We start from the raw sequence: 14,399 nt of genomic DNA, 5'->3' as shown, positions 1-14,399 counted from the left end.
TGGCGTTGGCAAGACGCATCTTGCGGTCGCTCTTGGTCGCGAAGCGATCCTGGCTGGGCATTCCGTTCAGTTCGTCGCAGCCACGACTGTCGTTGCGCAACATCCAGATCTCGAGGCGGGGCGCTGCAAGGATGGGCGATGCGGCGGTCAGCGTAACAGTTCGAACACCTGAAGCGTACTTGCCGCTGCAGTGACGAGGTGCGCTGTAGGCTGAAGGCCTCGGCGAGGCTCCGCAGCTGGGCATTTCTCCAATAGAGAATCGGTCTGGATCATGCGAGCGGCCCCGCATGGCCCTGCTGCAAACTAGTTCCTTCTACCTGTATCTCCGGCCGTTCGGGTCGAAGCGGGATGCACCAATCTCCTCCGGCCCTGGCGGGCAGGACCATTAACTCTCAAGCGGCGTCAGAGCGCGGGCCTCGCGGTGAAGGCCGGTAGTCGCCACGCTCCTGGGGGGAATAATCCGTTCATGGACGTGCGAAGAAGGTGTCCGGTCAATCAGGAGGCTGATCAGTTCAGGGCGACTGTAGTGACCGCTTGCGTCCATCACTCTCTTGCGCCCGTCGATTTCGATGAAGTCGAGATCTGCAATCACATCTCCTTCACCTTCCTTCAGGGGCTCGCCTATCAATTGACCATCGGGGGCAACGATAGCGGTGAAGCAACCGCCCGAAATCGGTGCGATAGCAGCGCCCGTGTCGTTGGCAATTTGGGCTTGTTGGTCGGCGTTGAGCCATGCGGTTGCGCTGACGACGAAGCAGGCCGACTCAAGGGCATGCTGTCGGGTGCTCACTTCCGTTTGCTGGGAGAAGAGGGGGCCGAAGATCGAACCGGGGTACATCGCGGAGTGGATCTGCTCGCCATCGGCAATTAAGGCGTATCTGGCCAGCGGGAGATAATGTTCCCAGCACGCAAGCTGGCCGATCCGGCCAACCGCGCTGTCTACGGCGCGAAGGCCGGCACCGTCGCCCTGGCCCCACACCATCCGCTCATGATAGGTAGGGGTGATCTTGCGGCGACGCTGGATCAGCGTGCCGTCCGCATCGAACAGGAGTTGAGTGTTGTAGATTGATCCTCCGTCCCGCTCGTTGGCGCCGACTGAAACGACCATTTGGGCGTCCTTGGCGGCATCGCCGATCGCATGCGTCTCCGCAGAGGGTACCGTAAGGGATTGCTCAAGCAGCCTCTGATGCTCCTTGGCAAGCGTGAAGGGCGGCTGGACGAACGAGAAATACGGGTAGTAGGGAATGATGGTCTCGGGGAACGTGGCGAAACGCACCCCCTTCTTGCCCAATTCGCGAATCTTTTTGGTGATCTTCTCGACTGTCCCCTCTCGGCTGTACAACACGGGGCTGATCTGTACGGCGGCTGCCTTGACGATGTTTCTCATTCTCTTCTCATTGTGAGTATTCGAGCGCTGCACTGGACTGGTGTAGAGGACGACAGATGACTGTCACGGGAGGCTCTTCGAGCACATCGGCAAGGCTTGTCGGATTCAGGGCTGTGTGCGTCTGCCATCGACAGGCGCGTCGATGCCGGTGATGTAGGATGCGTCGCAGAAAGCGAGGAAGCTCACGCGCCGCGATCTTCCGTGGCTTGCCGAAGTGTTTCGCGGCTATCTGCTCGAGCAGGACCGATCCGCGGTCTTGCACGCTGACCTCGGAAATGCCGATTTTCCTAAACAGCGGGGTTTCAATGACGCCCGAGCTCTCGGCGTTTACCTGAACGCTTCGGCGGATCAGTTGGTCGCCAAGCGCTCGCGTCAAGTTGCACAGTGCGGCCTTGGATGCGGATACGGCCGATGTTCCCGCGATTCCGACCTGATCGGACAAAGAAGCCGTGAAGCCGATCGCGTTTAGATTGCGCGCGCGAGGCAACGCGTTGTGGACGTTGAAATAGGGTCTAGGGAAATTGACGCTTAAGACGTCAAAGCTCTGCTGCGTTGTTTCCGCGAGCGAGCCGGGTTTCGCGATTTCGGCATTGGCATCGAAATGGGCTATAATAGTTTCGCGCATTCCTTGGAAGCGGGATAGCCAGCGCGAAAAGCGGCAATAGCCAAGCCTCGCTGTCCAGATAGCTGCGCAATGCCCTGCAGGACTGTGGCTCATGACGCGTTTTCCGCATCGCTTGGGTTATGCATTGAGGGATAAGACTTTCTACCTAGGGTGTCGGTAGTCGCGTCGGCTACTGCCGTAGTCGAATCATGCGCCATCATGTAGTACGTGGCGAAGTGGCCGCTCTTGCTGGCGATCTTACCATTGTTGCGAGTGACGTTGCCTTTCTCACGTTTGGTAATCAGCTTCATCTTGCACCGCTTGGCGATCAGGGGCATCGGGACAAGCTTCCATCCCGTGGCCTTGCGCAACTCTGCTTGTGTAACGCCGCCTCGTCGTGAGGCGAGAGAGCGGATCAGATTGGATTTGGTGTGAGGATGCTTGGCCATCGTCGCCATCCGGGGGAATTGGGCCTCATTCAAACTGCTCCAAGCCAATGGGCTTCTCGTGGCGCAGCTGTCCCTTCCATCGAAAGGGGACGATTTAGTTCCGTTCCTTTGGAATTGTGGAAACATATTGCAGACGATCTCAGGCGTTGCCCGATCGCAATCTGACGTAAACGATACCGTCGCACCAGCTTGCTGAAGTGTGGGGCAGTGCAAGTTCTCGCATTTTTCGACAGGATGTTCGCATAGTAAGACCTTACAACGTGGATTGCTAACACAGAGGACCTGCGATGCAATTCGCTAAAACTGGTAGGCCAACTATTCAGAAGACCTTCCGAAACTCTGGAAGGCTTCCGCTTGTCAAGCAAGCAGCGTTACTCCAGTGAGCGGCAGCTCGATGGAGACCGGGCAAGTCTCAACTCGCTTCAGATTCCAGCATTCATGTCATGCGGCCTGCTACCTTCAGATATCTGCCGTCGGTACCGATCTAACGCGCTCGCTCCGTTCGATTTGGCTCTATCGTTGTTTGCGGCCGAAATGTACTCGGCGCGAGCACCCTCGCAAATTCCCTTGTAGTCCTGCATCGCCCGCCCGCTTACTCTGGAATTGCGGGGTTCGAATCGAAGCTCACCTCTTTCAGAACGGTTGATCCGCTGGAAAGCCTTCGGCCAAGCGCTTCAACGAATCGATCATAACGTTCGGCGCCTTTGGCGCGAGCGGCTGGACTGGATTGTTCTGGTAATGCCGGCACCGATGTCAACCAGAAGCGAATGAACAGGGCGAGCGTCTCGAGCGTGATGTTGCCATTGCGTTCGAGACGCTCGAGCAGCCGTGCGGTCCGATCCAGCCGCTTGGCAATAGCCGCCTCGCGTCGGTCGGAATCGTCAGGCGAAAGAAAAGACGTGATCGCGGCCTCTGCGACCAGCGACTTGGGTTGGCCACGACGCTCCGCGAAGACATCAAGGGTTCTGAATGTCTCCGGATCAAGGTAGACACTGAGCTGAATCTTTTTCACCGATTTGCCCACTCAGAGGTCCATGCCATCGTCAGGGTCGAGGCTGGTCGCGCGCGCTAATCCCTGCATTGCGCGGCTAAGCGCTTGTGCCTGGACAGCATCTGCGTCGGGCTCATCGGGACCAGCATCGAACTCATGTTCCGCGAGCGGTGCCTTGATTTCGATCTCCTCGTGCTGCGGCAATTCTGGCTCGCGCCGCAGCCCTCCATTCGGATCGCCACGCTTTCGCTGCCGAGGCGCAAGCAGTTCGGTCGAGGGCGCAGGGGTTGGGTGCCCTGACCAGTCTTCATTTGGGCGCGAGGACAAGAGAATTGTTCCTGTTTCAGCGGGCTTGACGATTCGCTTCTGAAATTGCGGGTCCTCATAGTAACGAACCTTAGTGGCACGCAGCGGATGGAGGCCCGACACCATCACAATCGCCTCTTTCGATGAGAGCTGCATGACTTCGCCGGGCGTCAGGAGCGGACGGGACGTCTCTTGGCGGCTCACCATCAAGTGTCCAAGCCAGGGGCTTAAGCGATGCCCGGCATAGTTTTTCATGGCGCGCAGTTCGGTTGCGGTCCCCAGAGCATCCGAGACGCGCTTAGCGGTGCGCTCGTCATTTGTGGAGAAGGCGATCCGGATGTGACAATTGTCGAGAATCGCGTGGTTCGGCCCATAGGCACGTTCTAATTGATTCAAGCTCTGAGTGATCAGGAAACTGCGAATGCCATAGCCCGCCATGAAGGCAAGCTGGCTCTCGAAAAAATCGAGGCGGCCAAGGGCTGCAAACTCATCGAGCATCAGTAGGAGCTTTTGACGGCGCCGGTCGTGATCCAGGCTCTCGGTCAGGCGCCGTCCGATCTGGTTGAGGATGAGCCGCATCAGGGGTTTTGTGCGGACGATGTCGGATGGCGGCACGACGAGATAGAGTGAAACGGGCTTCTGTCTGTCGACGAGATCGCGAATGCGCCAATCGCTCCGCGCGGTGACCTTAGCGACGACCGGATCGCGATAAAGGCCCAAGAAGCTCATGGTGGTCGACAGCACGCCCGACCGCTCGTTTTCGCTCTTGTTGAGCAGCTCTCGCGCAGCTGAAGCGACGACGGGATGAACGTGATCACCAAGATGGGGAGTCGCAAGCATCGCATTCAGCGTGGCCACGATCGGGCGGCACGGGTCCGAAAGAAATCTGGCAACCCCGGCAAGTGTCTTGTCAGCTTCAGCGTAGAGGACATGCAGGATAGCGCCGACGAGCAGAGAATGGCTGGTTTTTTCCCAATGATTGCGCCGCTCGAGCGCCCCTTCGGGATCGACTAGGATATCCGCGACATTTTGCGCGTCTCGTACTTCGCAATCACCACGGCGAATCTCAAGAAGGGGATTGTAGGCCGCGCTTGCTGCGTTGGTCGGGTCGAACAAGAGTACATCTCCAAGGTGCGCGCGCCACCCCGAGGTCAACTGGAAATTCTCGCCCTTGATATCGTGGACGATCACCGAACGCGGCCAGGTCAAAAGAGTCGGAACGACAAGGCCGACTCCCTTGCCCGAACGGGTAGGCGCAAAGCAGAGCACGTGCTCAGGCCCATCATGGCGAAGATATCGACCATCGAAACGCCCGAGCACAAGGCCATCGTTGCCTAGCAACCCCGCCCGTTTGACTTCGCGCGTATCGGCCCAACGCGCTGATCCGTAAGTCGTGACATCGCGAGCCTCATGCGCGCGCAAGACCGAAAGCATCATTGCTGCGGCGACTGCCGCGATCCCACCGCTCCCGGCAATGGCGCCCCCCTGGAGGAATATCGTGGGCGCGTAAGCGTCGAATTCAAACCACCAGATGAAGAAGGCAAACGGCTGGTAGACGGGCCAGGTGCCTAATCTGAACCAGGCCGGTCCAAGCTGCGGCTGGAACGCAAGCTGACAAGCAGTCCATTCGGTCGCGGCCCACACGAAGGTGAACGCGATTAGGCAAACCAGGATCAGCTGATGCCAGATGATTTTTGTCGCAGACATGGCCTGCCGATATCGACACAATCGACCTGTTGGCTACAATCAGAGGCTTATGCTTCTCGTAGTCGCGCGCGCCCTGGCGAAGGGATCGGCGGGTCAGATTGGCAAGCCGCGTTTGGGCCCAAAAAGATCCCTCGCGTGGAACAGGCCGCCTCAAAGCACCGTCCCAAGCAGCTTCGCGTGATAGGCGCTTGGATGATGAGACAATCAACTCGTACCGTGCTGCCGCTCGAGGCGAACCGGCCGGCCTTCGCGAAGCGAGGCTCCGGGTTATAGATGTCCGGAAGGCTAGCTCGCGTCTGGCCTAAGCTCTCCGTAAGTGCGCGCGATCAAGAGAGGTGCGGCGTGCCACAACGCGTTATCGACGAGTGAGCGTTCCCGGATTAAATCGGCGGGAGGCGGGGGTCCCGGAGTACAAGAATCATGCGGGGAGCGTCCCCGGCAGGAGCTTATTTCTGATGGGACGACACTGCCGGGCCGACGGTCATCTAGATACTCCCGCACATCGTGTCGAGCGAGTCCTCCTCCAGCCGGTCGACTGTTGATGCCTTGGCCAGCCAGATGCTCGGATGTTGTACGTCAGCTGTTGCGGTCTCTCTGGGAGCCGGGACAGGCGAACTGGCGTTTGCCAAATCTTTTGCGCGAATCGCGTTGCCCTTCGGCTATCCGCTGTCAAAGCCAGCTTGCGGGCTCGGAGCTCTCCGATTGCTCGCCGGCCTGCCTACGCGGATAACCTCGCGCGAATGCCTCCGGATCAAAATCGAGCAGGTTGAAATCGCTATTCGCCCGCTCGATGACACGCCCACAACTGAGTCCAGCAAACTGGACTCTGGTGGTCGGTGCGCGAAGCGCCGAGCATCTGGCCATCGGCATCCGAGACCAGCACTCAAGGAAGTATCGTCACCGCCATCATGCCACAGCCAGACACCTTCCGATCACTTAAAGATCGAAGGCCCCATGCCGTTTCCGCTACACGGGATGGCCATCTAGATTCGAAGGGTTCTGCTGTGCGATTTAGCCGTTGAGAGTCTCAGCGACCTAAGGGTGAACGGCGCATTTTTCCACACAGCTGCGTCCAGTCGATGATCGAGCGCCACCAAGGTCGAGCGAACCCGGAGGCGATGAAGAGATAGTTCCAGAACGGTGGACCCTCCATTCGCTATTCGCAGCTCACTATCGCTCCTCTCCCATTTTTCCGCCTTGAACAGTCGACGCGAGGCAACCAAGTCTTTCCTGCCCTGCAATTGGGCGCAGTGCAGCGCCATCGTCTCAGGTCAGAGCGATAGGCCGCGCTTGCGACCGAAGTCCCAGTCGACGCTGCCTGGACCGGCGATGCCGCTGACCTGTTTTCCCAACTCCCGCTCGAGCGAAGGCGACCAGGGCACAAGCTGAAAACCGAGGCCGTTGTCGATCATCGCGAAGCGCCCCGAGGCCAGTGACAGGCGTCGACGATAAACCCCCGAAATCTGCTCACCTACATCAGATGACGAGTGCGGAAGCCCCGTTTCCTTCATGAGACGTCGTGTGACGACGTCGAGTTCGCGATCGCGGAGGGTTTCGATCAGGTTGCGGCTTAGCCGGACCTTGTTACCATCGCGCTGGGCGAGCCCTTGGTCGGCCAAAACATCGATGCGCCGTTCAAGTGCTGCACGAACCTCCGCGCCAAACGCATTGCGCGAGAGCTCGGCAGGATTTCGCGCAACGAGCTGCCGGTCTAGCCACGTTGCACCATCCGCCGCGACCTGCTGGTCCAGGACGAGCTCCGAGCGAACCGCGAGCGCAATCCGTGTGCGACCACGGGCGTCCGCAAACCGGCGCAGTTCCACAATCCCACCGATCGGCCCATCGCCGGCCGCCTCAACGTCAGGAAGCTTCACGTGATGCACGCGCCCGTCAATCCCATCGACGATTGCAAAAGCTGTGCCCTTCAGCTCGTCATCAAGCCCGCGCGCGATGAGACGGCCAACGATCGGTTCGCCTTGAGTTTCGCCCTCCAGTGCCCAGGATGCGGGGGTGCGGCTGGCGCCGTCTCGCGTGAGGGTTTTGTGCAGCCGCTTGATGATGTCATCGCGCTCACCCAGCGCGCGCAACCTCGCCTCCGCATCGGCGGCCAGAACCCAGACCGCGGGGCCGGCAGGTTCCGCCAAGCCAAGCCGCTCGAGCGTCCGCATCCGCCCGATGCGAATTTCCCGCAATGGATCGCGCTCGGCATCCCGCTCGAACCTAAAATCGATAACGCCGTCCGCCATCCCTGCTTCCCGGGCAAGCGTCCGATCGAGCCTGGTCCAGCGTTCGGCTGTCGTGTCCGCCTCAAGGCTCTGGCGGATCTCGAGCTCCGAACGAGGGCCAAGTTCGCGCGTGACAAGGTCGCTGGCGCGGGCGCGTAAGCCCATAGCGATATAATCGCGGCTGATGACGAGGTCGGTACCGTCATCGGTACGGCCCCGCACGAGGATGTGAATGTGCGGATGCTCGGTATTCCAATGGTCGACCGCGACCCAGTCAAGCCGTGTGCCAAGGTCGCGCGAGGCTTGGTCCATCAGCTCCCGAGTGAAGCTACGCAGGCTGGCAAGTTCACCAGCATCATCAGGCGAGACGATGAACCTAAAATGATGGCGGTCACCCTCGCAACGCGTGACGAACGCGCGACCGTCCGCAACATCCCCCGCAGCGTCGAATAGTTTGCCGGGAGCGCCGTCGCGAGTGACTCCGTCGCGCTGCAGGTAACCGATATGGCCGCGCAACGCGCCCGGCGAACGCATCCGCCGTACCACCCGCGCCTTGACCATAGCGCCGCGGCCGCGGGCGTTGAGGAGCCGTGAAGCAGCGATGCTCGCGGCGCGGCCGCGTCCAAACTTACGGCCGTGGCCATCCTTGCCTTGCGAGAGGCCCCCGGCCTTCTGAGCGGCTGTGAGTACCTGCGCCAGAAACGGCTTTGTCCGGGGCGCGCGCGTGGAACGGATACGGCCGGGACGGATCCGAAGATCATCGTCGCGCGTCATTCCGGCCGCCGCAAGGCATCGAAAACCGTGTAAGAACAGCGCCTTGGGGAAAGCTGAACTTTGCTCCGAGTCGCCGCAATGTTTAGTGGATCATTGAAATCCGTACACTTTCTCCCACAACCGACCGGCCGCACCTTGCGGCTTTTATCCTGCCCTCGGCGGTCGGCTCCCCCCGCTCTCTGCCGGCCATTCTCAAACATGCGAGAACCTTCGAGGCCTTGCGACCAAATCCGATTGCTATCATGGAGACTGCACCTTGATTGATCGATGCCAAAACAGCCCCCTCGCGCGAGGTACAAGTGCACGGGCAACAGCTTTAGGCGCTGCCTTCGACGGATTCATTGTGCGCACTCCTGATGCAAAGTTGTCGGCAGCGGACGAGCTGCCAGATCGCTCAACAAAAACTGGAGCTTGCTGCCACAGGACGACGCGTCTGGCGGCCGAACCACGGCTGTTGCGTTGCTCAACTCCGATCAATGCTGCGAGTCTGGCTACATATGTTTGCGTTTCTTCTGGAAGCGATCGACCTGTCGTCAAATGCTCGTCATACCGCTTCGGTCCCGCATTGTAGGCTGCAAGAAACCCTCCCGATCCGAACCGGTCGAGCATCTCGCGAATGTACGCTGCCCCAGCTATAATATTGTCGTGCGGATCAAACGGATCGATACCGAGATCGTGACGAGCGCTCAGTTCGACCCAGGCCGCGGGCATGATTTGCATCAGCCCGAGCGCTCCTCGAGGCGATATTGCGTGCGCATTACCGCCACTTTCGACCTGCATCACGGCATCGATCCAACGCTCCGGGATCGCGAACCGGTGGGAGGCTTCGGTCACGAACGCGGCGTATGCAATGCTACGAGGCAGGGTTATGGAGTGTGCAGCTGGTGCCCGCGATGCGACCTCCGCTCTGGCGCTCGAGGTCGGTCCGAACGTCAGCAGAACTTCCAAAAAGCAAGCAGTGGCCCCACATCGCATTGTGCGGACTGCCGCCAAGTATAAAGTTTCTTCCAGCCGGCCTTGAGGCCGCCTGATCCTGGGGCAATTCGCGCCGATTCTCAAGAAGCTGGCCGAGACGGAGGAACGATGTTGCGAACGGCCGTATGGAGAAATGACAAGCCAACAGGGGAGAGCCGGCATTGTCACTTCTCTCTGGTCCACACCGGGAGCGCTCGCCCAATGACGGCCGATCTCGGCAGGGGTCCGAAATATCGGCCGTCTAGTGAGTCCGCCGACTGCCAGTTCATGAGAAACACTTCGCCCTCAGCAATGACCCGGCAACCCTGCCAGACCGGCAACGGACGGCCGCGACGATCGCGCTCGCTTGCCTCACCCACGTGTATGCTGTCGACGATGATTGCGAGGCCCGTTCTGCAGACGGTTTGGCCGGGCAACGCCAGCACACGCTTGAGCATTGGAAGGCCGCTTGGCAAATAGCCGTTGAGATCGAGAAAAGTCGCGAGCGGGTCTGGAGTTCGAACCGCCACGAGCTCAGTAACGTGCAATGGTCCGGCCTCTTGCAGGCGATAGACTCCGATCGGCACGCTGTCCGAGGCATTCCAGATGTACAATGGTGAGGTGTTGTTGACTGGCCAGAGCGCGAGCATTGTGGCCCCACACATCGCAAGAATGTTCCCCAACCGTCCCATCAGAGTGCCAACCTGCGCCGATGGAGCCACGCTTGGTGGCGTGCACGGGTATAAGCTCGTGGCTTTTCGTTGACAGAAAGTCGGTTGTGGGCGTGATGCCAATACTCGGGGGCCGCATCGGCAGGATCGATGCCCAGTGACTCTACGGAGCCGATCAACTGGAGAACGCGTTCGACCTTTGGCCAACCAGCTAATCGCAGCAGGCTTTCGCCGCCGGGACTGACCCAAGGCACGGTTGAGTATCGCTGGCCTGGCGCGACCGCGCGTAAAATGTCGATCCGAGACAGGACGGTTCCGAAGTCGTTAGACGTCCAGCGCACGAACGCGAAGATGTTGCCGGGCAAAAACGAGAGAATGCGCCGGTGATGATCAACGATCTTCTCTGATGCAGGTTTACCGAACCGGATTCGATTTTCGATGCGCTTCTCGAGCCACAAGAGCTCAACAGTTGTGAGGTCGCTCACCTGACTGCTCCATATTGTTGAGAGGGATTTGGACGCGCCGAGAATGGCTATCACCGACGCATCGTGCGAGGAGCCTTTGCGTCGGTAGCACGGCTGTAATGACGCTTGCATGGATCGGTTGCTTCGCGATAATCCGGGAACGGAACGGGCGGCGCGTTCCGGCGGAGAATGATGGTAGAGAGGAACGACGGAATTTATGCAGGGCTCGACGTGTCGCTCCAGGCAACGAATGTTTGCGTGGTGGACGGCGACGGCAACGTCGTCCAGGAAGCGACACTCAAGACCGATCCGGACGCGATCGAGCTGTTCTTGGTGGAATGCGGAATCCACGGCCTGGAAGCGTTCTCGTACAGCGCCTGGCTGTTCACGGCGCTTTCCGAAAGGGCCTCCCCGTGATCTGCATCGAGACCTTGCATGCCAAGGCGGCGCTGAACGCGATGCTGAACAAGACCGATCGGAACAATGCCAAGGGCATTGCGCAGATGATGCGGACCGACTGGTTCCGCGCAGTCCATGTCAAATCGGAAGGCGCGCAAACGCTGCGGGCGCTGCTGGTCGGGCGCAAGGCGCTGCTCGGCAAGGTGCTCGACATGGAGAACATGATCCGCGGCCTGTTGCGCCCGCTCGGCCTCAAGGTCGGCGAGATCTCGGTCGGACGTTTTGACGCGCGGGTACGCGAGATCACGGCCGGGAAGAAGGAATTGGAGGCGATCGTCACGCCATTGCTCGACGCTAGAAGCGCGATGCGGCTGCAGCTGGCCAAGCTGCAACGCTTTGCGCTGGCGGCGGCGCGCCGCGACAGCGCGGTGCGGCGGATGATGACCCTGCCCGGCGTCGGCGCACTCGTGGCGCTGACGTTCCGCGCCACCATCGACGATCCGGCGCGCTTCAAGAGGTCGACCAATGTCGGCGCGCATTTTGGTTTGACGCCGCCGCGCTACCAATCCGGGCAGACCGACCGCATCGGGCGCATCTCCAAATGCGGCGATGAGCTGACGCGGGCGATGCTCTACGAGGCGGCGATCGCGATCCTGACGCGCATTCCGAAGAACTTTAAGCTGCGGCTGTGGGGCCTGCGGCTCGCCAGGAAGAAGGGTTTGAAGCGCGCGGCAACAGCCGTGGCGCGCGCCATCGCTGTGCTGCTGCACAAGATCTGGAGCGATGGCACGACGTTCCGGTTTGGCGCCGGCGGCAAGCGCGGCCGGGTCGCTGCGGCGATGTAGGGGCCTTCGCGACCCGGCCGCTTCCACGCGCGCCTTCTCCTTCCGCCACGGCGGAGCAGCGTCTCCCGAGGAGACGGGGATTTGGGTGAGATCGCAACTTTTCTTGCCGGCGGCTTCATGACGGCGTTTGAAGCCATCACGCACGGCGCTGGTTAGCCTGACCGCCCTTTCCTCAGATTCCGGCTTGTGGTGGCCGTCGTGCCAACCACGGATGTTAGCAAGTTCTCCTCGACGAGCGAGTGGCTGCAAAAGGATGTGACGCGCATCAGGCGATGATGTTGACGTCAGCGATCGCGCAGATTTGCGCGCGATCGCGTGCGCGCGCGTGCGTTGGAGGAAAGAATCGCATTGCGGAGAAGTTTTGCGCGTGAGAGAGTGAGCACATGAGGCATCCTCGTTGCACGCGCGGCCGACTTGTTCACAACGTACTGATTCACGACAAGAAGGAAGATTGCCGTCGCAGTGTTTTAGGTGCGATTTCAGTCCCCGGTAGCACGCGGATCGGGTCCCCGATGGCACGAGTCTTCCAGTCCCTGATAACACGAGCGAATTCACAGCTTATCCCCTGCAGGGCTGATAAGGCCAAGCTTTCGCAATGGCCGCGTAGGCGGGTCGATCTGGACGGGTGCGAAATTCAATCGTTCTTCGCCATTCAGGTCGTGTGCGATAGCCAGCCGATAGCTCGGCAAGGTCTGATGATGCACGATTTGGCCCGGTCGTCGGCAAAGTGCTTCAGCGGCGTGAGGCTCCCGGACTTGGCATGCAAGTGCATGAGCCCGCTATGCTGATGACCCCCGTGCTTGCGGATGAGACGATAGAGCCAACGTTCCAGTCCACCGGTCAGATCGAAATACGCGCGATCAATGGTCAGCACGAGCGATTCGTTTAGAACGCCCGTGTAGAACCAATCGGGTAAGATCAACTCAATCGCACGGGCATGCCCGTGCACATCGCTTGTGTGTTTCCATTCGTTCCTCCAGGAGAAGCGATGCCGCGATCGTTCTGTCGGTTGTCGGATTGGGGTCATGACGCTGGCTGATTGCAATCGGTCGAGCGCAGCCTTGAGGCGGTCGTAGTCGCGTACGCTGGTGCCGCGGCCGACGAAGGTCAGGATGTCATAGGGGGTGGTGGACATCAGGCGCGAGGTTTTCAACCCGACATCACGGGCATCGACAATCTGTGAGGCAGCCAAATCAGAACGTCCGCGTCCCAGATCGTGCTCCAGGCCATGTTCCGGCACCGCTTCGACACGGATGGTGATGGTGCCTGAGCGGAAGTCGATCGGGACGATCCGCTTCGACTTTGCTAGCGAAAAGAACGGATACGCCATCAAGTCTTGCGCGTCCCGTGCAGCGAGATTGCCCGGAAGCGCGCGAAACAGATCGAGTTGGTCGCGCTCTGACCGCCGCCTCCCGCCTGCAGTTGAGTTGCTGTCGGGCATAGGTCAGCGCCGCTCCTTGCCCGCATACGGAATCGGCGTCTGCCGTTTCGCGGGCAGGACTGTGCCTGCGCCAGGATCGCTGGTGCACGTTTTGGCGCCGCGGTCAACCCACGCCGTCAGGTCTTCGAGCGCATACACAACGCGGCCGCCCAGCTTCCGGTACGTCGGGCCTGTGCCATAGGTGCGGTGCTTTTCGAGGGTGCGACCGGACAGTCCGAGAAAGCGCGCCGCCTCGGGCGTCCGCAGGTATCGCGGCGGCAAGCCGGCGTTCGGATCGGGCATTTGCGAGGCTCCGTGGTCGTCTGGAGCGCGACCGGGTTCGGTCGCGCGCCGACGGTCACCATGACGGAGTGGGAGTGCTCAGGGGGATGCCGAAGATGGACCGATGATTTTCGGCACCCCTGCTCTACTCCCTGCGAGATGGGGGATGCAGTAATGCGCGATAGCCGCCGCGCATCAGAGCCAAGCCGGCCTGCACCAGGCGGATGGTCCGGCTGCGCAGCTCATGGGTTTTCCAGCCGCGTTCAGGGATGCATTTTCGGCCGAACAGCACTTCGGCGATGACGCGATAAGAAGCGCCAAGTGCCCATCGAGTGCGCACAGCGAAGGCCAATCGTTCGCGTCGCTGCGCCGAAAGCTGATAAAATGGGGGTCCTGGGGCGCGGCCGGTGATAGCGCGCCACAACCGACGTGAAGCGTGCACGCGGATCTCCGAGGCGTCCTGCTTTACTCAGCAATACATCAGCGATTTAGAGCGTGGCCGGCGCAATCCCACGATAGTGACGCTGTTCGAACTCGCGAGCACATTAAGCCTTAGCCACGTCGATCTCGTGTTGCCTAATGAGGAATTCTGCAAAGAGCGAACCAAGACGCCGAAGCAAAAATGAAAGGACTTCAGCTTGACGCTTGTTTCGGTTGCCCGGCAGTTGCTGCATGACTTGAACACGAAGCTCCGCCTAGGGTGTAGCCTTCGCCGCCTTCGTCATCGAAACAGGTTCGCGTATATCGGCGCGTCGAGGAGGATAGTCAAGCTCGTGTGAGAGGTATTCGCGCGCTTCCTTCGGAGCGCGTTGACCACACTGCGCCTATCTCGCGACTATACTGCGCACCAAAGAGCAAGCTTATGAGCCGTTAACCGGCAATTCTTCTATGATGACCGGAAATTTAGGCTTCAAGACCATG

Annotated in this window: 13 protein-coding genes and 2 pseudogenes; 3 read left to right on the top strand and 12 right to left on the bottom strand. The window is 60.2% G+C overall.

All coding sequences use genetic code 11. The features are described from left to right. Positions 1-97: pseudogene (locus IVA98_RS00995) on the top strand (ATP-binding protein); the annotation flags it as partial. A 288-nt stretch (positions 98-385) separates the two neighbouring features. Here IVA98_RS00995 and IVA98_RS00990 read toward each other — a convergent pair. From IVA98_RS00990 to IVA98_RS00950, 9 genes are all read right to left on the bottom strand, one after another. Beyond that, a complete protein-coding gene (locus IVA98_RS00990) occupies positions 386-1,387 on the bottom strand; it encodes a nitrilase-related carbon-nitrogen hydrolase (RefSeq protein WP_247354218.1) in 1,002 nt (333 codons plus the stop codon). Between the two features lie 7 nt (positions 1,388-1,394). After that, entirely contained in the window at positions 1,395-2,105 is a 711-nt protein-coding gene (locus tag IVA98_RS00985) for an SDR family oxidoreductase (RefSeq protein ID WP_247354217.1), read from the bottom strand. After that, positions 2,102-2,440 (bottom strand): hypothetical protein, encoded by a 339-nt coding sequence (locus IVA98_RS00980; RefSeq protein ID WP_247354216.1) that lies wholly within the window; start codon positions 2,438-2,440, stop codon positions 2,102-2,104. The genes IVA98_RS00985 and IVA98_RS00980 overlap by 4 nt, the downstream gene beginning before the upstream one ends. Positions 2,441-3,032: 592 nt before the next feature. Beyond that, the gene (locus IVA98_RS00975) at positions 3,033-3,452 is read right to left on the bottom strand and encodes a CopG family transcriptional regulator (protein ID WP_247278024.1); all 420 of its coding nucleotides are present in this window, start codon (positions 3,450-3,452) and stop codon (positions 3,033-3,035) included. A 12-nt stretch (positions 3,453-3,464) separates the two neighbouring features. Then, entirely contained in the window at positions 3,465-5,444 is a 1,980-nt protein-coding gene (locus IVA98_RS00970) for a conjugal transfer protein TraG (protein WP_247354215.1), read from the bottom strand. 1,271 nt (positions 5,445-6,715) lie between these two features. After that, complete coding sequence (locus tag IVA98_RS00965; protein WP_247354214.1) at positions 6,716-8,443, bottom strand: relaxase/mobilization nuclease domain-containing protein; 1,728 nt, start codon at positions 8,441-8,443, stop codon at positions 6,716-6,718. Positions 8,444-8,683: 240 nt separating this feature from the next. After that, positions 8,684-9,277 (bottom strand): lytic transglycosylase domain-containing protein, encoded by a 594-nt coding sequence (locus IVA98_RS00960; RefSeq protein ID WP_346657670.1) that lies wholly within the window; start codon positions 9,275-9,277, stop codon positions 8,684-8,686. Between the two features lie 305 nt (positions 9,278-9,582). Then, positions 9,583-10,047: a S26 family signal peptidase gene (locus IVA98_RS00955; RefSeq protein WP_247305765.1), complete on the bottom strand. Its 465-nt coding sequence runs from the start codon at positions 10,045-10,047 to the stop codon at positions 9,583-9,585. Positions 10,048-10,088: 41 nt separating this feature from the next. After that, a complete protein-coding gene (locus tag IVA98_RS00950; RefSeq protein WP_247354213.1) occupies positions 10,089-10,553 on the bottom strand; it encodes a DUF2840 domain-containing protein in 465 nt (154 codons plus the stop codon). 171 nt (positions 10,554-10,724) lie between these two features. Here IVA98_RS00950 and IVA98_RS00945 point away from each other — a divergent pair. After that, positions 10,725-11,776, top strand: a pseudogene (locus tag IVA98_RS00945) (IS110 family RNA-guided transposase). Between the two features lie 652 nt (positions 11,777-12,428). Here the strand turns inward: IVA98_RS00945 and IVA98_RS00940 are convergent. From IVA98_RS00940 to IVA98_RS00930, 3 genes are all read right to left on the bottom strand, one after another. Continuing rightward, positions 12,429-13,217, bottom strand: a complete 789-nt coding sequence (locus IVA98_RS00940; RefSeq protein ID WP_247354212.1) for a replication initiator protein A — start codon at positions 13,215-13,217, stop codon at positions 12,429-12,431. A gap of 3 nt (positions 13,218-13,220) precedes the next feature. Continuing rightward, on the bottom strand, positions 13,221-13,499 hold the full coding sequence (locus IVA98_RS00935) for a helix-turn-helix transcriptional regulator (protein ID WP_247354211.1): 279 nt from the start codon (positions 13,497-13,499) through the stop codon (positions 13,221-13,223). 124 nt (positions 13,500-13,623) lie between these two features. Continuing rightward, a complete protein-coding gene (locus IVA98_RS00930) occupies positions 13,624-13,920 on the bottom strand; it encodes a DUF2285 domain-containing protein (protein ID WP_247278032.1) in 297 nt (98 codons plus the stop codon). On the opposite strand from IVA98_RS00930, the gene IVA98_RS00925 reads away from it, so the two are divergent. Then, positions 13,886-14,104: a helix-turn-helix domain-containing protein gene (locus tag IVA98_RS00925; protein WP_524536338.1), complete on the top strand. Its 219-nt coding sequence runs from the start codon at positions 13,886-13,888 to the stop codon at positions 14,102-14,104. The genes IVA98_RS00930 and IVA98_RS00925 overlap by 35 nt on opposite strands. Positions 14,105-14,399 lie beyond the last annotated feature (295 nt).

Source organism: Bradyrhizobium sp. 160 (genome assembly GCF_023073735.1).
In the GTDB taxonomy this organism is placed as follows: Bacteria; Pseudomonadota; Alphaproteobacteria; order Rhizobiales; family Xanthobacteraceae; genus Bradyrhizobium.
This window is presented reverse-complemented; position numbering and strand designations above follow the sequence as displayed.